23 protein-coding genes are annotated in these 17,907 nt (G+C 33.7%); 13 read left to right on the top strand and 10 right to left on the bottom strand.

Translation table 11 applies throughout. The annotated features are described in order from the left end of the window. Window positions 1-21 precede the first annotated feature (21 nt). The 5 genes from NADRNF5_RS04320 (at window position 22) to endA (ending at window position 3,865) form a co-directional block, all read left to right on the top strand. Entirely contained in the window at window positions 22-432 is a 411-nt protein-coding gene (locus NADRNF5_RS04320) for a membrane-associated sensor domain-containing protein (protein WP_048115947.1), read from the top strand. Window positions 433-440: 8 nt separating this feature from the next. After that, window positions 441-689 (top strand): hypothetical protein, encoded by a 249-nt coding sequence (locus NADRNF5_RS04315; RefSeq protein ID WP_048115946.1) that lies wholly within the window; start codon window positions 441-443, stop codon window positions 687-689. 59 nt (window positions 690-748) lie between these two features. Then, the gene (locus NADRNF5_RS04310; RefSeq protein ID WP_048115945.1) at window positions 749-2,515 is read left to right on the top strand and encodes an ATP-dependent DNA ligase; all 1,767 of its coding nucleotides are present in this window, start codon (window positions 749-751) and stop codon (window positions 2,513-2,515) included. A gap of 66 nt (window positions 2,516-2,581) precedes the next feature. Further along, window positions 2,582-3,235 carry a DUF47 domain-containing protein gene (locus NADRNF5_RS04305; protein ID WP_048115944.1) on the top strand — a complete coding sequence of 218 codons (654 nt, stop codon included), beginning with the start codon at window positions 2,582-2,584 and terminating at the stop codon, window positions 3,233-3,235. 93 nt (window positions 3,236-3,328) lie between these two features. Continuing rightward, the gene (gene endA, locus NADRNF5_RS04300; protein ID WP_048115943.1) at window positions 3,329-3,865 is read left to right on the top strand and encodes a tRNA-intron lyase; all 537 of its coding nucleotides are present in this window, start codon (window positions 3,329-3,331) and stop codon (window positions 3,863-3,865) included. Here the strand turns inward: endA and NADRNF5_RS04295 are convergent. Further along, window positions 3,862-4,239 carry a hypothetical protein gene (locus tag NADRNF5_RS04295; RefSeq protein ID WP_048115942.1) on the bottom strand — a complete coding sequence of 126 codons (378 nt, stop codon included), beginning with the start codon at window positions 4,237-4,239 and terminating at the stop codon, window positions 3,862-3,864. The two genes, endA and NADRNF5_RS04295, sit on opposite strands and share 4 nt — an antisense overlap. A 2-nt stretch (window positions 4,240-4,241) precedes the next feature. Beyond that, entirely contained in the window at window positions 4,242-4,478 is a 237-nt protein-coding gene (locus NADRNF5_RS04290; protein WP_048115941.1) for a hypothetical protein, read from the bottom strand. Window positions 4,479-4,575: 97 nt separating this feature from the next. On the opposite strand from NADRNF5_RS04290, the gene NADRNF5_RS04285 reads away from it, so the two are divergent. Both NADRNF5_RS04285 and NADRNF5_RS04280 read left to right on the top strand, forming a co-directional pair. After that, window positions 4,576-6,345 carry an SDR family NAD(P)-dependent oxidoreductase gene (locus NADRNF5_RS04285; RefSeq protein ID WP_048115940.1) on the top strand — a complete coding sequence of 590 codons (1,770 nt, stop codon included), beginning with the start codon at window positions 4,576-4,578 and terminating at the stop codon, window positions 6,343-6,345. Window positions 6,346-6,347: 2 nt separating this feature from the next. Further along, window positions 6,348-6,800 carry a nuclear transport factor 2 family protein gene (locus tag NADRNF5_RS04280; protein WP_048115939.1) on the top strand — a complete coding sequence of 151 codons (453 nt, stop codon included), beginning with the start codon at window positions 6,348-6,350 and terminating at the stop codon, window positions 6,798-6,800. 102 nt (window positions 6,801-6,902) lie between these two features. Here the strand turns inward: NADRNF5_RS04280 and NADRNF5_RS04275 are convergent, their stop codons facing one another. From NADRNF5_RS04275 to NADRNF5_RS04260, 4 genes are read right to left on the bottom strand one after another with little or no spacing between them, the layout of a single operon-like run. Continuing rightward, window positions 6,903-7,676 carry a sulfite exporter TauE/SafE family protein gene (locus NADRNF5_RS04275; RefSeq protein WP_048115938.1) on the bottom strand — a complete coding sequence of 258 codons (774 nt, stop codon included), beginning with the start codon at window positions 7,674-7,676 and terminating at the stop codon, window positions 6,903-6,905. A gap of 40 nt (window positions 7,677-7,716) precedes the next feature. Further along, window positions 7,717-8,358, bottom strand: a complete 642-nt coding sequence (locus NADRNF5_RS04270; protein WP_048118993.1) for a hypothetical protein — start codon at window positions 8,356-8,358, stop codon at window positions 7,717-7,719. A 44-nt stretch (window positions 8,359-8,402) separates the two neighbouring features. Continuing rightward, the gene (locus tag NADRNF5_RS04265; protein WP_048115937.1) at window positions 8,403-8,894 is read right to left on the bottom strand and encodes a DUF192 domain-containing protein; all 492 of its coding nucleotides are present in this window, start codon (window positions 8,892-8,894) and stop codon (window positions 8,403-8,405) included. A gap of 38 nt (window positions 8,895-8,932) precedes the next feature. Beyond that, window positions 8,933-9,283, bottom strand: coding sequence for a hypothetical protein (locus tag NADRNF5_RS04260; RefSeq protein ID WP_048115936.1), 351 nt, complete (start codon window positions 9,281-9,283; stop codon window positions 8,933-8,935). 133 nt (window positions 9,284-9,416) lie between these two features. Between NADRNF5_RS04260 and NADRNF5_RS04255 the strand changes: the two genes are divergently transcribed. Further along, the gene (locus NADRNF5_RS04255) at window positions 9,417-9,881 is read left to right on the top strand and encodes a metal-dependent transcriptional regulator (RefSeq protein WP_048118990.1); all 465 of its coding nucleotides are present in this window, start codon (window positions 9,417-9,419) and stop codon (window positions 9,879-9,881) included. On the opposite strand, the gene NADRNF5_RS04250 is transcribed toward NADRNF5_RS04255, so the two are convergent. The 3 genes from NADRNF5_RS04250 to NADRNF5_RS04240 are packed head-to-tail and all read right to left on the bottom strand — an operon-like array spanning window position 9,868 to window position 12,483. After that, window positions 9,868-11,688 (bottom strand): PINc/VapC family ATPase, encoded by a 1,821-nt coding sequence (locus NADRNF5_RS04250; protein ID WP_048115935.1) that lies wholly within the window; start codon window positions 11,686-11,688, stop codon window positions 9,868-9,870. The two genes, NADRNF5_RS04255 and NADRNF5_RS04250, sit on opposite strands and share 14 nt — an antisense overlap. A gap of 5 nt (window positions 11,689-11,693) precedes the next feature. Beyond that, window positions 11,694-12,086 carry a response regulator gene (locus NADRNF5_RS04245; protein ID WP_048115934.1) on the bottom strand — a complete coding sequence of 131 codons (393 nt, stop codon included), beginning with the start codon at window positions 12,084-12,086 and terminating at the stop codon, window positions 11,694-11,696. A 37-nt stretch (window positions 12,087-12,123) separates the two neighbouring features. Next, entirely contained in the window at window positions 12,124-12,483 is a 360-nt protein-coding gene (locus tag NADRNF5_RS04240) for an Hpt domain-containing protein (RefSeq protein WP_048115933.1), read from the bottom strand. Window positions 12,484-12,538: 55 nt separating this feature from the next. On the opposite strand from NADRNF5_RS04240, the gene NADRNF5_RS04235 reads away from it, so the two are divergent. The 5 genes from NADRNF5_RS04235 to NADRNF5_RS04220 all read left to right on the top strand — a co-directional run bounded on the left by NADRNF5_RS04235 (window position 12,539) and on the right by NADRNF5_RS04220 (window position 17,232). Then, complete coding sequence (locus NADRNF5_RS04235; protein WP_237089337.1) at window positions 12,539-14,422, top strand: sensor histidine kinase; 1,884 nt, start codon at window positions 12,539-12,541, stop codon at window positions 14,420-14,422. A gap of 68 nt (window positions 14,423-14,490) precedes the next feature. Next, complete coding sequence (locus NADRNF5_RS11290) at window positions 14,491-14,628, top strand: hypothetical protein (RefSeq protein ID WP_192828354.1); 138 nt, start codon at window positions 14,491-14,493, stop codon at window positions 14,626-14,628. A 40-nt stretch (window positions 14,629-14,668) separates the two neighbouring features. After that, the gene (locus NADRNF5_RS04230) at window positions 14,669-16,087 is read left to right on the top strand and encodes a TldD/PmbA family protein (protein WP_048115932.1); all 1,419 of its coding nucleotides are present in this window, start codon (window positions 14,669-14,671) and stop codon (window positions 16,085-16,087) included. Window position 16,088: 1 nt separating this feature from the next. Beyond that, the gene (locus NADRNF5_RS04225) at window positions 16,089-16,682 is read left to right on the top strand and encodes a uracil-DNA glycosylase (protein WP_048115931.1); all 594 of its coding nucleotides are present in this window, start codon (window positions 16,089-16,091) and stop codon (window positions 16,680-16,682) included. Further along, complete coding sequence (locus NADRNF5_RS04220; protein ID WP_048115930.1) at window positions 16,672-17,232, top strand: DNA-3-methyladenine glycosylase; 561 nt, start codon at window positions 16,672-16,674, stop codon at window positions 17,230-17,232. The genes NADRNF5_RS04225 and NADRNF5_RS04220 overlap by 11 nt, the downstream gene beginning before the upstream one ends. Here the strand turns inward: NADRNF5_RS04220 and NADRNF5_RS04215 are convergent. Beyond that, entirely contained in the window at window positions 17,229-17,861 is a 633-nt protein-coding gene (locus tag NADRNF5_RS04215; RefSeq protein ID WP_048115929.1) for a VTT domain-containing protein, read from the bottom strand. The genes NADRNF5_RS04220 and NADRNF5_RS04215 overlap by 4 nt on opposite strands. Between the last annotated feature and the right edge of the window lie 46 nt (window positions 17,862-17,907).

Below are 17,907 nucleotides of genomic sequence, written 5' to 3'. Positions count from 1 at the left end.
AGAAGTGTATACTTAGTATCTTTGAATTCTTTTCAGAAAATTTTTGATTGGAAGACATACATTTTCACAGCATTAGCAGTCATATCATTTTCAAATTTTATGGCAGTCTTATTTGGGCAAACCATTCCAGGAGTGATTTTAGCGTTTTTCAAAATAGCTGGAGAGTATGTGATATTAGGAGCAGTCTTTATTTTTGCTCTTGCATGGTTGCTTAAAGCAAAACCACATAATCGTCCAAAGCAATATTCTGTTGTAGTCTTTGATGTGTTTGGAAAAATCAGTAACATAGATGGAATAAGAACAGAATTCAAAACACATGATGTTGCATGGAGTTTTATGAAACAATACAAAGAGGTATACCCGCTTTTCAACTTTGCACTAGTTTCAGAACTTCCAAAAACAGATAGACCAACAATTTTCAGATACATCTAATCAAAATAATGCCCCACGAAGATTTTTTCGAAGCTACACTGATAGAGTTTTCAACTTGGGAAAAAGGCAAAGAGGTAACTCTCAAGCAATATGAAAAATTCGATGACATTCCAAAAGAAATGACAGATGAGCTTGATGTGGAGAGTCCAAGAATTACATTTAAAGGAAAAAAATGGAAGGTCTTGGAAATAAATCAAAATAAAAGAGCGCACGGAAAAGGAATGCACATCAAAGTAAGAATAGAAAAAGAAACATGAAGGATTACATGATAATACTAGGAATTCAAACTTTTATTCAGGATTTGTAGAGAATTAGAATGGAGTTTTCTATTTTAGCTGAAGCTTTTTACAAAATGGAATCAACTAGAAAAAGATTAGAGTTGACACAATTTCTAGTAGAATTGTTTGAAAAAACTCCACATGATGTTATTGCAAAGATTGTTTACTTGCTACAAGGAAAGTTAAGACCAGATTTTGAAGGTGTAGAATTAGGAGTAGCTGAAAAGCTAGCAATAAGGGCAATTTCAAAATCATCAGGAAGTACAATTAAAAAAATTGAAGACGAGTATAGAAAGGGAGGAGACTTGGGACAAGCTGCATCAATAATAATGGAGCAAAAAACACAGACAACGTTTCTTGTAGAGGACATTACAATAGAAAGAGTATATGAAACATTATTCAAGATTGCAAACCTAGAAGGTTCACGCTCTCAAGACATGAAAATGAAATACATTTCAAGTCTACTAAATGATGCAAACCCATTAGAGGCAAGTTACATTCTGAAAATTTTGTTAGGGACGTTAAGACTGGGAGTTGCAGAAAATACTGTAATGGACGCATTGGCAATAGCATTCTCGGGCAGTAAAGAAAATAGAAAAAGTTTGGAGCATGCATATAGTGTCTCAAGTGACTTGGGAAAAGTTGCCGAAGTAATTGCAACAAAAGGAATTGAGGGAATGGAGAAGTTTGAAATTGTTTTATTTAATCCAATTAGGCCAATGCTTGCAGACAGAGTAAAGAGCGAAGAAGAGGCAATGGAGAAGATGGGAGAAGAATTTGCAGCAGAGTACAAGTTAGACGGGGAAAGGGTGCAACTCCACATTGAGGGAGACAAAGTTGTATTGTATTCAAGAAGCCTAGAGAATATCTCAAGCTATTATCCAGACATCATAGAGAAAATCCCAAAAGCAATTCAAGCAGACAATATTATTTTAGAGGCAGAAGCTGTAGCAATGAATGAAAACACTGGAGAGTTTCTTCCTTTTCAAGAATTAATGCACAGAAGAAGAAAATACAAAATAGAAAAAGCAGTAACGCAGTATCCAATATCTGTGAATTTATTTGATATTCTATATTGTAACGGGAAAAGCTGTTTGGAGTTGAGCTACAAAGATAGAAGAGAGAAATTAGAAAAAGTCGTAAAAGAAGATGAATTTGTCAAATACATACCAATGGCAATTGTGAAAAATGAAAATGAGGTCGAAGACTTTATGGAAAACAGTATCAATGCTGGAAGCGAGGGTCTAATGCTAAAAATGCTAGACAAACCATACCAAGCAGGCTCCAGAGGAAATTATTGGCTAAAATTAAAACGAGAATACCAAAATGAATTAGGAGACAGCCTTGATCTAGTAGTCATTGGTGGATTTTTTGGTAAAGGAAGAAGAACAGGAAGTTATGGAACATTACTTTTGGCAACATATGATGAAGACGAAGATACATTTCCAAGCATCTGCAAAGTCGGAACAGGTTTTTCAGATGAATCACTAGACCAGTTATATCAAATATTGCATCCCAAAGTTACAATCAAAAAAAACCCACGCATCATTAGCGAGATGGAAGCAGATGTTTGGTTTGAACCCGAGCTTGTAATTGAAGTAGTTGCATCAGAAATTACACTGAGTCCAATTCACAAAGCTGCAAAAGATGTGATACGAAAAGGTGCAGGTCTTGCATTAAGATTTCCAAAGTTTACAGGAAAGATTAGAGTTGAAAAAGCAGTTGAAGATGCATCCACCAACGAAGAAGTGATCACACTATACAAAGGTCAGAAAAAAGTGGCACATGATAAAAATTTGATGTAATCACGCACTAAAAGCATCAAAAATCATAAAGGATTTAAATTACCTGAAGATTTTTTAGATTCTGTTATGTATAGCGGAGAGCTTGAAGTTCAAGCAAAAAGAAAGGCTATAGCAGTTTTACAAGACGAAATTAACAGAATTCTAAATGCTGCCAGAGAACTGGCTACACTTCCTGAGCTTATGATGAAAAAAGATAAGACAGGAATAAAAAATGCATTAGAGCAAATTTCAACCATTGAGGAAGAAGTAGAGAGTCTAAGAAGAAAGATCACAAGAGAAGTGGCAGACGTTGGAGGATTAATCATGAACAGAGAAAATCTTCTAAATACTGCATATACAATGGATGAAATTGCAGGATACATCACAGGTATTTCGTTTAAGCTATCAAACGTAAAACCAGCTACTCTAAAAAGTTCAAAACTTGATCAAGACATCACCAAACTAATCGAACTTGTTGTTGATGAAGTCTACAAGTTAAATGAAATCATTAGAAGCCTAAACACAAACACTGCAAATGCGATTGAATTAGCTCAAGAAACACAGACTATAGAGAGAGAAATAGACATCAAATACAGAGATGCTACAATTAAACTTCTCAACGAAGTGTCATCTACTAAAGAATTGATGTTGATCAAAGATGTGATTGAAGGAATCGAAGAGATGTCAGACAAGTGTCAGAGGGTATCAGATTCTTTCATATTATTAGCATTGAGTCTATAGACAATTCATTCTAAATCTTACTTTATTTTTAATATTTTAAAAAAATCCCATCACAACTACAGAATTCATATACAAAGAAGGATTTTGAAAGTTATGAAGAGTGAATTAATTGAAAATAGAATCATTGTTTGGAATATCGAAGATTCTCGTAAACTTTTCAGTCAAGGATATTATGGTAAACCAATTGGAATTCCAAAACCAAAAATCGAAGAGATTGATGCACCTTTAATTTTAGATTTGATTGAAGGGTTGTATCTTTTAGAAAATAAAAAAATCACAATTACTAATGTAAAACAAAAGATTACTGTAGAAAAATTAACTGAGATTTGTAAAAAAGAAGTTCATGAGTTTGATAAAAAATTTCTAGTGTACAAACATTTTCGAGATAAAGGATATATAATTAATCCAGGAATTAAATTCGGTTGCGATTTTGCAGTGTATGAAAAAGGGCCAGGCATTGATCATGCACCATTTTTAATTCAAGTTTATACCAGAAGTGAATCAATTTCAGCTACTGGAATTGTTCTTGCAGGAAGACTTGCAACAACTGTTAGAAAACAATTCATCTTGGCAATCCCTAAAGGAAAGGATAAAGTTGATTTTCTTGCGTTAGACTGGTGGAAAGCTTAAACTGATTTTATGTGGCCTGCAATTCGATCATAAATCTCAAAGAGTTCTTTTGTAATTCCAAAAGCCAAATGATTATTCCACTTGTTTCTAATTCTAATTGCACCATCAGTAGGTTCAACATAGATGGTAGCATCATTTACGGATTGTTTTGCAATCATTTCATTTAGTTCATCATCTGAATTGAGTTTTGATGCTAGGCTGCCCGCTCCAATCCATTCAACTTTTAGAACAGTCTTTGATGCAAAATGGCCTTTAGTTGTAAGTTTAGTTTTTGCAACAAAGTTTCCAACTGAATTGCCAGCATCTTTTTTTACAATAAAATGTGCTTGAAATCTATCTAAAGCACCCCAAGGAAGTGGATTTGGATCTTGCATGTCTATCCCTTTTGAATAATCTGTATTGTGTCAATATTTGAGTTCTTGACATCAAGACAGCCCCTGTTTGTTATCATTCTAGCTGTATGAGCAAAATATCTACTATAGTAATCACCTTTTTCAACTTCATCAGTTCCAATTTCTTTGGGTTCAGAATCAACCCCAATCTCTTTTAGCATACTGCTAAATTTCTCAGGCCATGTTTGATAAACAAATGTATCTGGCTCTGTATCATGCATCAAAAATCATGAACTGTACCCACAAATAAAGATATCAAGAAAAAAGGCATGGAGATCAATCGAATTAAATATCACAAAAGTTTTGAGTTTTTATCTAATGCTAAAATTCCAAAATAAAATTGCCCTAGTAACAGGAAGCGGAACAGGAATAGGTAAAGCCATTGCTACAAAATTCATTGAAGAAGGGGCAAGTGTAATAATTCTTGGAAGAAGAAAAGAGCCATTAGAAGAAGCTGCCAAAGAACTAGAAAGAAAGATCCCACAAGGTACAAATTCATCAGTTAGGATTTTTGCAGGAGTTGATGTTGCAGATGAAACAGCAATGAACAACATGTTTGATACGTTAAAAAATGAAAATATTACAATAGACTATATAATTAATAATGCAGGAGTATCAGGACCTGTTACTTGTTTTGCAAATGCATCACTTGATGAATTCAAAAGTACTATAGGAATTCATCTTACAGGAACATTCTGGGGTTCTGTTCAGGCATTAAAAATTATGAAAGAAGGAGGAAAAATAATTACAATTTCAACATTCTTTACTGAAGAAAGGCCATTAGAGCAAAGACCATACAGGTTTAGAAGTCCATATACAGCATCTCAAGGTGCAAAGAACAGATTAGCAGAATTAATGTCATGGGAACTAACTGATAAAGGAATCATATCAATTGCAACAAATCCAGGACCAGTTCACTCAGATAGAATTTACAAGACAGTATATCCTAAAGCAGCTGCTGAATTTATGAGAGTTAGTGGATTTGAAGATTTAGTGCCAACGGAAGTTGACGAGGCCAATAGAGAGCTACTTCCATTATTGGGAGAAGACGAGAATATAATCAAAGATGGGATTGTAAAAGCAGCTGAAAAACTTGCAAACGGAAAAGATGTTGCAAAATTAACTGAGACATTTACAAATCTATTAAATAAAATTCAAACGATTGCAGAAAAAGTTCAAAATAACACATCACATATGATTGCAAATAGAGAATTTCTATCACAAGGACAAGTTGCAGAATCAGTCCTCAATCTTTGCGATGATGAAATTGCAAAGATAATCAACGGTAAAGTAATTCCTGGAGACAGAGTATTTTATCCAGTCAAACCATACATTGGAACTACTACACCTGGTTGCCACCAACCAGATTTTACAGGAAAGGCCGTTGTCTTCACAATTGATGCAACAGATAAAGCAGATGCAGAACGAGTGGAATTTTTAGCACAGCACGTTGAGAAAAATGGCGGCAAAGTTGCATGTTTCATATCCCAATCAACTTCCACAGAACTTCAAGAATACATCAGTGGAAAATTTCACTCTCATGTTGTAGATATTAAAAATCCAGATGAAGTTACAAAATGGTTAAACACTGCAAAAACCAACATCGGAGAGATTCTAGGAGTCATCCACATTACTGGTAAACTCCCAGAGATGTCAAAAATAACAGAATCATCAAGAGCAGAGTGGGAGGCATTAATTGCAAAATTCATCACAACACCTGCAACAGTTGCACAAAGAACACTTGAACAATTTGTTCCAGGCGGAACCAATGATCCACGTCTTTACAAAGATGTAAAAGGTGCAATTATGATTATAGGTCCAGATTTACCAGTGGGCAGAAAAGTCACAGGTACACAGAGAGGACAAGTAGAGGTTTTCAGAGGAGCTTTAAGACCATTTACGACTACAGTCAATCAAGAATTAAGTGACGTCTTAAAGTCAAAAATCAGGATGTTTACAATTTTCCCAGGTTCAGTAACAGGTTCAGAGCCAAATAATCAAAGAATTGCAGATGCATTTAATTTTCTGGTATCAGGCAATGCAGAGTCATCATCAGAGATAGTTTTCTGTGTTGATGAATCAAGATAAGAATGAAAAAATTTTCAGAATTCAGAATAGGTGATTCATTTTATTCCACATGCAGTATTTCAGATAAAGAATTAGAAGAATATCTTAATTTTTCCAGAGTAAGAAATGCATTTCTGGATGAAAGGAAGAAAGGCGAACAGAAAATCGTCTCAGGAAGAGCAATTCTATCAAGAATGGAGGGAGAATTTACAAGGCTGAGTCAAATTTATGGAAACCACATTGTTTTTGTTGGCACAGATGGGGATCCAGAATGGGATAATAGAAATACCAGATTTCTAAAAACACTATTCACTGATCAAGTTTTGAAATTGAAATTCACAGTATCACAAAAGGATGACATCGATGAAGAATTTGGCAAGATTGGGATTGATTATGAAGGAACAAACCAAGATGGAGAGATAATTGTTCTTTCAAAAAGAAACATTTACAGAATAAAGAAAGAGCCACCAAGATAAAATACCGGGAAGCCGACTAGTCTCCCCAGCCCTCAGATCAAATGACCTGAAAGACATTATGTATTACAAAATAACTATAAAAGTACAATAAAAAATTCAAGGCTAAAATCCAAAAAAGCCAGGATTTTCAGTTGCAGAATCTAAAAATAATTTTGCAGCAGCTACCAAAATTACAACAGAGACAATAATTTGTAAATATCTTTCTTTGATGTCAAGCGATAACCGTGCGCCAACTAACCCACCTGCAAAAGATCCAATCGCTAAAAATCCTGCTTGAGTAAAATCAGGATGGCCCAAAAGACTATGAACAATAACTCCAGATAAAGAAGAGAACAACAGTATCAATTGAGATGTAGGAGCTGCTCTTTTCATGACCATTCCCATCCCAACAACCATTAAGGGTACAAAGATTATCCCACCGCCAATTCCAAAAAATGCAGATATGATTCCAGCAAAAAAGCTTGCACCAATTGCAAATACCATAATTTGTTTTGATAATCTTTTTTCTTTGCTTTCGATTTTTTTTCTCAAAAAAATGTAAGATGCTGAGGCAATGAGAACAAATCCAAATAAAATTTTAAAAATCTCAGGTGCAACATCAGTTGAAATTATTGCACCCAAAACAGTCCCAGGAATTGAAAGTAACCCTAGTTTCAATCCAAGGGATATTTCAATTCTTTTTTGCTTAGAATAAGATATTGTTGATGCTACAGCATTGCTTAATGCTGCAAAAAGGCTGTTACTTGCAGCAACAGTAGGTGGAAAACCAAGAAAAGTTAAGACTGGAACCACAATAATTCCCCCACCTAGTCCAATCATCGAACCCAAAACACCTGCTGCAAATCCTAAAAGGATAAACCAAAATTGTTCAATCATAGTAATCGCCAATCAAAGAATTTTGCAATATATAATTAAGCTACTTTAACACCAGTAACGTCCAAAGGTAGGATTCACCACTAGATGTAATCTCTAGAATCAGTCGCTTGTTATCCAATCCAGTAATTTCAGACTTCATTGTTGCTTGCGAGGATTTCTCATATTTCTCCGAAGCTGCATCAATCCAAGATTTGACGGTGTCAAAGCCACCGGGTTGGCGCTGTTCCCAGCAATCACAAACTAATGTTTCAACCATGATTTTAAAAACAGAATTTACCTCATCATACCTTGAATCTAAAAAGGGAGATGCATCAAGAATTGCAAGTGCCATTACAGGGCCATCAGTAGTACCACCCATGTTTAGATTACCAATGGTTTGATCATCAGAATTCAAGAGAGCCGTAGTCGTACAATACTCTACAGTTTTTTGCTCGTTTGTAGAATCAAAATAGGTACAATATTGAGAAACAGTATGATCTGTTATAGCAACAGGAGTAGACATGAAAATATTCTTTTCTTCAAGAGACTTTTCGATTTTTTCTACATCATAAAAAGTAAAATTGTTTTCATAAACAGTTTTTTGGATTTGTGATTCTGAAGAATCTTCAGAAAAAATTACAATTGAAACAGCACCGATAATTAAAAGTCCAATTAAAATTGAAATTAAGATTAATTTATTCATCATAATTACATTAAGAGAATATCACATAAAGCTTTTTTTTATAATCAGATAGAAATTATACTCAAGACAGAGTCTTTAGTAATGTTGTTTTGTTTAACAAATCCAGATGTGACTTCTAGTACATATACTGCTTCTTTTTCAGGAACTACGCTTTGACAAGTTGTAATTTCTAAAGGACTTTTACATGGCGGAATATTTTCTTCAATATGCACAACTTTGCCATCTTCATCAAACCAAATCATGTCAAGTGGAAATTGCATATTAAGCATCCAAAGAGAATAAAGACCAGATTGTTCAAATACAAATATCATTCCTTGATCAGATGGTAATTCATCTTGAAACATTAAACCACGAACGCGTCTTGGTTCAGTGTCTGCAATTTGGACTTGTAAGGGAACATCATCAACCTTTATTGTACCTCTTGGAAATTCAACTGACTCTAGTTTACTCTCACTTGGAATAGATATCAAACCCACAGCACCGATAATTACGGCTGCAATAAAAATAGGAATCAGGACTTGGGATCTAGTAGTCATGAGTAAATTAATCGGAGTCTATTTAAAAACTAAAGGTGTCACATTATGGAATTCTTAAAGTCACTTATTGAAGAAAGCGTACTTTTTGTCTCATGGCCAATATCATGAATAGTAGAGCCATTGTATTTCTTGTCAAGATATCTCCCTGCAACAATCATCGGGCCACCAACTGCAATAGTAACACCAGTGGGTTCTGGAACCCATAACATCAAAAATCCAATTTTTTGGAGTTTTTTACCAGGTGCAGGGGCTTTTTGAAGTGCACCCAATGACGAATTGGTATTTTTACTGTCAATTTTAGCAATATCAGTATACAAATTTGCTCTTCGTTTGGCTGAATCAGAGATTTTCCTCAAGTTTGCTAGTCGTTCCTTTAGGGGGTCTACCATACCAATATCAATTTTATAAAAAAATAATTAACATTCTAAGATCAACTAGCATCACACTCGAGTCAACAAAGAGTAACCAAAGTTTGAGAAAGACACCCAATTATACTAGAGTATGGTTAGATACAAAGAACACATGAAATCCAAAAATACAAAGAGATTAGATTCAATAAAAGCTGCCCATCAAACTAAGAGAACCCGTTCAAGTACCAGAATGGAAGATTATTTAGAAATAATATCAGAGCTTGTAGAACTAAAGGGATACGCCACAACATTGGATATTTCAAGATACATGAATGTTAGCGCACCAAGTGTTACCAAGATGCTTCAAAGATTAGATGAGGGAGGGTTTTTGGAATATGAGAAATATCACGGGATTAATCTCACAAGGAAAGGTGCACAGGTAGCTGAAGGGATTAGACAAAATCACGGGATTTTATTAGAATTTTTTGAAATTTTAGGAGTAGGGTATGATACTGCAAATCAAGATACGGAGGGAATCGAACACCATCTCAATCCAAAAACAATTAGACAGCTAAGAAAATTCATTACTTTTCTAAAGGCAAATCCCAAAATAATTGAAAATTTTAAAAATCTTTAAGATATAATTTAATGTCACTTTGAGAGGATGTCACATCCATTAGATTTCTTGCAGTATCTGAGCGTTTTGGAATTTTTATCTGTCCTTTTTTGCCAATTCGTACTGATGCCAAAAATTTATCATTGGCATAGATATCTGCATGCATTGATGTGTACTCTCTGCTAACAGTGAGTAGTAAGGCAGTTTTGGATTCTGAAAATGTAAAGGGAAGATCATTTGAGGTCAAAGATAAGGTTTCAGAATTTTTTGCAACAACATCAATGTGAACCTGTAGGGATTTTTCAATTTCATTAATGTTTGAGCCGCCTCGTCCAATAATTGATGGGATATATTGCTCATTTACTAGAACCTTAACGCGATTATCAGATAAAATTTCTACTTGCGCACTAGGGTCATATCTTTTGAAAGTATCTTTTATTTTATCCTCGGCTAATTTTTCAATTCCAACTTTTTGAACTCGCTTTGAGACAGGAACGATAACGTTTTCCTCCCCAAATGTGTAAATTTCGTGTTCCAAAACATTATCTTGAAAGTTTCTTACCTCAATTACAGGTCTTGCAAGATCAGATTCAGTCATACCTGATGGAACTTTAACTTTTAATTCCAAGTCGTAAACTTTTTCAATTCTTCCATCATTTACAAAAATTACAGTATCCAAAATATTGGGAATTATTCCCAATTCAATTTTACCGATGAATCTTTGTATTGCATCTAACGGAGAGTTTGCATGTACAACTCCAACCATGCCAACCCCAGTTAATCTCAGATCTGCAAAGGTTCTAAAATCTTCACGTCTTCTTACTTCATCAAAAATGGTATAATCTGGACGAACTAAAAGTAAAATATCTGCAGTATTATCAAAACTCCCATCTAATTTTCCATATTGTGTTATACCAGAATCAACTTGTAAATCTCGAGGAGACTCGAATGTTTTAACGATTTTTCCTTTTTTGTGATAAAAATTTGCAAGACCTGATGCAAGTGTACTTTTACCAGATCCAGGCGCACCAGAAATTACAATGCCTTCAGCCCTATCAGACAATCTTTCCATTAACTCATCAGAGATTTCATAGTCTTCTAAAGATAGTTTAATGATTGGATGTACTATAGTAATCTCATAAGATTCAGAGAATGGAGGATAGGTAATTGCAATTCGATAGTCATCATGTTGAATTACAGATGCACCAGTCTTTGAGATTTCCACGGTACTTGAATCAGAAACATTTGCAATATCAAATATTTGAGATGAAATCATTTTCAAATAAGACTGTGTAAGAATTTCATCGCTAATTTGAGTTAGTAAAAATGCTCCAGGAGTTCCTTTTTTTGCCAATGGAAATTGGTTTTCTTTAAGATGAATACTCATAGTTTCAGAATCAAAGAATTTCAAAAATTCTAATTTCTCGTTTTTAATTTTTGTTTTTAGAAATACAGTTTCAATGCCTTCAGCTTGTGCAACTAAATGTTGTACCTTATCAGAGGTATAAAGAACAGCACCATTTTGTTTTGCCATGTCAGTTATGAGTGCATCAATTCTACCGCTAGCAGCAAACTTGATATCATCGGTAGAAGGATGCGGACCTTTCATGATTATCTCCAAACCAAAACTTCCAGATAATTCATTTAGTGTTTTAATTTTTTCTAAACCAACAAACCCTTGTTCTTTTTTATTTGAAGCCTGTGATTGTAATTCATCAAATACCGCTTGAGGGATAATAATTTGGGAGTTTTTAATAGAACCATTTTCTATTTGAGTAATTAGCTCACCATTAATTATTACGCTAGTATCAGCTACTATTTTTGACAAGTTTTCTAATTTATACTTCCAGATTTATTCCCTAAATTACTTTCTAAAATTCCCTTAATATTATCTAAAACAGAATTAAAATCAAATGGTTTTGAAACATAAGAGGTAGCGCCCTCATCAAGACAATTCTGAATTACTTTTTGATCATCACTGGCAGTAATCAAAACAATTTTTGCATTTTGATCATATGCAATTATTTCCTTTGTAACTGTAAGACCATCTTTTTGCGGCATAGCCAAGTCAAGTAAAATCAAATCAGGGTTAAGTTTTTTGTAAAATTCAACAGCTTCTGCACCATCAGTAGCTTCTCCAACCACATCATGTTCTCCTATTGACAAAATATCTTGTAAAACTAGACGAATTGCATCAGAATCATCAGCAATTAAGATTTTTGCCATCATAGTTTTGTGAATGATTGGCTATAAAAAATATTCATCATTTCAAATTAGATGAGAAATTTGTGATTTTGTCAGAAATACCATTCATGTCATAGTTGGATTGACTCATGGAATTTTCCATATGTGGCAGTGCTTCAAAAAGAATATCAAAAATGCCTTCAACTTTTTTACCATCATTGATTTGCTTCAATATTGCATCCAAGGTAGAACATATTGCTCCCAATCCTTCTTGACCCATCATTGGTGCCAAACCTTTGATTTTATGCGTATGACTTTGTAGATCTTTAGAGTTTTGGTACACATCATCATTGTCTTTACAAGATTTTAAGATTGTAGATATTGCTTGAATTTCCTCGTTAATTTCCTCAGTAGCAATTTTGATGAACTCATCAGACATAATGAAAATTAATGCATCTGGATGTTTTTATACTCTTTGTAAGAAAACCACATTTGTGAAGATTGTAAGCAAAGCATATCTTTTGATAATTATTTTGATTGGAGCAGCTGTATTCAATCTATTTCTATTATATCAAGATGACAAATCAGGAATAACACAATCATACTCTATTATTAGTATTGGAGACATCAAAGTAAAAGCTGAATCAATTTCATCACTTGTAACATCAGTTGCAAATGGGAATTTAGAGGATAGTGGTGAATTAGAAAAAGAAATTGACAAAGTGCAATCAATATTAATACAAATCAAAGATGGTGGAAAAGTAAATGAAAAAGACATAGCAAAAATTCCAGAGGACTTGTATTTAGAATATAACAAAGTTTCGTCATCATGGGAAAATTTCAAATCAAATTCTTTTAATGTAAAAAATACATCAGTGTTTGATCCTGAAGCAACAAATGCAATTAATTATGTTTTACAAAAAAATCAGGATCTTGTATTACTTACTGCAAATCTAGAGAGAGATTTAGAAAGTTTGGATAGAAACTTCAATACACATAAGGAGATAGCTAAAGACTTGGCAGAATGTGCAAAAGTGATAGGACAGCAAAGCTTATTGATTTCAATTGGAGAAGGTGAAAATTCACAAGAATTACTCAAGGAGAAAAATCTCCAATTTGAAATTGGGATAAGAAAATTATTACAAATTTCAACAGATGATTTGGATGTAAAAAGCGTAGGGCAAACACATGAAGAGATAGAACCTATTCCAAGAGAAAATTCTGAAACTTTAAGAAAAATAGATCCTCTCTGGGAGGCAATCCAACTTCGAATCAACATACTTGAAGAAAGGGCCTTGTTATCCCCAGAATTTAATCTAGCTAAAAATCAAATGAACGAGCAGAAATTAATTTTGTTTGAAGATATTGATCTGTTAATTAACTCCTGGAATGACGAGATTACAAAAGAAGGGTCAGAAGGACAAATAATTATTCAAATTTTATTAATCGTCGATATTGCAGTGTTCATTTTAGTACTAATGGTGATTAGAAGGTCACTTTTACCATTAGAATTAATCAGTAAAGCATTGTCTAAAGTCAAAGAAGGAGTATATGGTGAAAAAATCGACTATAAAGGCACAGATGAGGTAGGTCAGTTAGTAGATAATTTCAACATAATGTCAAATACAATTAAAGAAAAAGCAGAGCAAGCTAAAAAGACAGATATTGCAAAGGATGAATTTTTAGCAATGATCACTCACGAATTAAAGACACCGTTAGTTCCAATTCAAGGGTATTCAGATATTTTACTTGGAGAACATTTAGGAAAATTAACTGACAAACAAAAAGAACGAATTGGAATTATTAAATCAAGTTCAGAGACACTGTTAGGAATTATTTCAGATTTACTTGATGCACAAAAATTAGATTTGGGCCAGTTAAGAATGAAAAAAGAAAAAAAGAACATCAAAGATACAATCAACAAAGCAATCACATCATTATTACCTGAATCACAAAAAAATAACATTGATCTAAGTTCTAATTTATTTGATTTAGAAATAGAACACGATCCAGACAGAATTGCACAGGTTATTACAAATTTAATCAAAAATAGTTTGACTGCAGTTGAGCCAAAAATAGGTAAAATTCATGTAAGTATGGAAGACCTTCCAAGAGAAATTAAAATAACCATCAAAGACAACGGAGTTGGGATTCCAGAAAACCATCAAAGACAACTTTTCAAAAAATTCTACCAAGTAGATGCAACACTTACTAGGGAAAGAGGAGGAAGTGGATTAGGATTGGCAATATGTAAAGGAATCATAGATAACCATTTAGGTAAGATTTCAGTCCAAAGTGAAATAAACAAAGGAGCTGAATTTTCATTCACACTCCCCAAATCAAATAATCAAAAAAAATCAGCAATTAACTCTACTTAAAGAAAATAAACGGTCAGAGCTAAAAATTCTCACTCTCTTTAAAAAAAGCATATTTAGAAAAACCAATTATGAGTCATGAACATAAAAATGAAGAATTTTATAAAAATTGTACAGAATACTTTGAATTTTTACGAAAAAAAGGCAAAGTAGACTATGAGTTTGAAGACGAGTATTATTTTACCATGCCTGCAATTTCAAGCCACTGAGTAGTACAAGATTTACGAGGCATCCCATATCCAATAAATTATGAATGGCATACTGCAAGATCTAGCTGATAAAGGGATCAGGTATGCCATGGATTCTGGTGCCCAATATTGCGATATTAGGGCAGAAGAGCAAGAAAAGAAATCAGTCCAAATTGAAAATAAAGAGATTGAAAATGTGAGGACACTTAGTGATTCAGGACTAGGAATCAGATTATTCAAAGAAGGGGCTTGGAGTTTTTGCTCAATTACAAAACCAGAGTCTTTTGACGAAATAAAAGAAAAAATCAACGATGCTATAAAAAACTCATCACATCATGCAAAAAAGAACAATACAGTAGATCTTTACCCCAATCCAACAAAAAATATCAAAGTTGATTTTCCAGTTTTAAAAAAGCCATCAATTGATGAACTAATATCAATAGGATTAGAATGCAGTAAAATTATTTTAGAAACACCACGAATCATTAAATCAGTAGTCAGTCCTTGGTATACAACAAACTCAAAATATTTTGTAAATAGTGAAGGCAGTAAAATTGAACAAAATTTTACAGATGTTGTAACAGATATGATTGCAGTTGCTCATGATGAAGGAATTACACAAGCAATAAACATTACAGAGGGAGGAAGAGGAGGATTAGAACAAATTACAAGTAGAGGTAAAATTCAACTAAAAGCAAAAGAGATTGCTCAAAAAGCATCAGAATTAATTTTTGCAAAATCAGTCAAAGAAGAAACAGGAACAGTTGTAATGAATCCAGATTTTGTATCTTTGCTCACACATGAAATACTAGGTCATCCCTCAGAAGCAGATAGAGTACTAGGAAAAGAAATGGCATGGGCAGGTGGTGCTTGGTGGAAAGGAAGAATTGGAATGAAAATAGGCCCAGAGAATCTAAATGTTTTCGATGATCCCACCATCAAAGAAAGTTTAGGGTGGTATAATTTTGATGATGAAGGAGTAGAAACTAAGAAAACAAAACTGGTTGAGGAGGGAATTTTAGTAAATCATATGCAAAATAGAGAGACTGCAAGAATTTTCAACACAGAACCTACTGGAAATATGAGAGCTACAAACTATAGATTCATGCCTTTGATTCGTATGGCATGCACATGTATTGGGAATGGAGACAGAAAGCCAGATGAAATAATCAAAGAAGTAAAAAACGGATATCTGATTTCAAACATGAAAATTCCATCAATAGATATGAAGCGATACAATTGGAGTATTTCATGCCAATATGCTCAAAAAATTGAAAATGGTGAAATTACTGATTTGCTAAGAGATGTTATTGTGATGGGTACTGCACCAGAGTTTTTTGAATCAATTGATGCGTGTGGAAATGACTTTACTGTTAGGCCAATAACTAATTGCGGTAAAGGAGATCCAATGCAATCAATGATTATGGGAAATGGTGGGCCAACAGTTCGTGGAACTGCAACGATAAAGAGTGTAAACTAGAATGAAACAAAAATTAGAAGACATAAAACAAAATGTAATAAATTGTACAAAGTGTGATCTTTGTAAAACTAGAACCAACTCAGTTCCAGGAAAAGGGAATTTTAAATCTGATGTGATTTTTGTAGGAGAGGCACCTGGAAGAAATGAAGACAAAAACGGAGAGCCATTTGTAGGGGTTGCAGGAAAAAAATTATCAGCCGCACTTGATGAAGCAGGAATTTCTAGGGAATCAGTATACATCACAAATGTTGTAAAATGCAGACCCCCAAAAAACAGAGTTCCAAGTACAGATGAAAGAGAGACATGTAAAGAATACCTAAAACAAGAAATTTCAATTATAAAACCAAAAATAATTTGCATATTAGGAAATACAGCATTTAATTCTATTTTAGGAGGATCTGAGATAACAAAATTTAGAGGAAAAGTTGTTAGAAAAGATAATCAATTGTATTTTCTCACCATCCACCCAGCAGCAACAATCTATAATCAACAACTAATTGATGTTTTAAAAGAAGACATTTTAAAATTATTTGATAACATAAGAGAGTTAAAAGATGGAAAAGAAATCACTATAGATATCGAATATGCTTCCTAGAGATTTTTACAATAAAGACACAGTAACAGTTGCAAGAAATATTTTAGGAAAAAGAATTGTTAGAAAAATTAAGGGGTCAGTCATGGCAGGAATTATTACTGAAACTGAGGCATACAGGCATTCAGATGATCCTGCCAGCCATGCGTTTGGTAAGCAGACAGATAGAAACAAAGTGATGTTTGGTGAAGTAGGCCACGCATACGTGTATTTCACATATGGAATGCATTATTGCTTTAATGTAGTTGCAAGACACTCAAATATCAAAGCAGGTGCGGTTTTAATTCGTGCAATCGAACCTGAAAAAGGAATAAAAAAAATACAAAAAAATAGAGGAATTACAAACACAAAGAATCTAACAAACGGGCCTGCAAAATTAACACAAGCACTAGGTATAACTAAAGAACATTACGGTGTAGATTTAACACAAGATTCAAATCTATACATTGAAGACGGAATAAAAATTAAAAAAATTTATGATTCCCCAAGAGTTGGAATTAAAAAGGCAACTGACAAGTTATGGAATTTTAAAATAAATATTGAAAAAAATTAATCTTCATTATTTTCATCCAATGTCCATGGCGCAAACTTTCCCAGAATCCTTGCCCAATCTAATCTTAAAAGCAAAACTACTACAGCAGTCATCATTGCCCCAAAAATTATAATTCCAATGTAAATTGGAGTAGCATCATCTATGTTTTCAATAAAAGGCTCTACCAGAGACAAACCAAGATAATGTGAGATGAAAACAATTGAATAACTAAGAACTATTTTGCCAGTTAGAGTTGCAATAAAGAATCGCTTTGGGTTATACTTTGCCAATCCCAATGGGACATATACTAGATCATCTGGAATCGGAGTTGCTGCAGCGAAAAATGCAGCTCCCGCACCATATCGTTTAACTAATCTTTCAAAGGGTCGCATTCGTTTTCTAGTCTTCTCATTGATGATTTTTCGTCCACCATAACTAACATAGAAGATTATTTGCTTTGCAACAGTTGCAGTAACAGCAGAAAGTATTGCTAGAATATGTAGATCAAATTGATCACCTACTGCCATAGTAGCAAGTAGTAAAAATCCTGGCAGAGGAACAAATGGAACCAAAGAACCAAAGAAATTGACAAGAGATAAACTCAGATAACCTACTTCCGGGGCAAATGGAAATAGGTCAACAAAATCCACAAATCAAACTGTTTTCGGGCTTTATTTAATTAAATCTAGAAGATAT

Origin of the sequence: Nitrosopumilus adriaticus (assembly GCF_000956175.1) — an archaeon.
Classification (GTDB): domain Archaea; phylum Thermoproteota; class Nitrososphaeria; order Nitrososphaerales; family Nitrosopumilaceae; genus Nitrosopumilus; species Nitrosopumilus adriaticus.
Note: the sequence above shows the minus strand (reverse complement) of the source record. Positions and strands in the feature narration are given on the sequence as shown.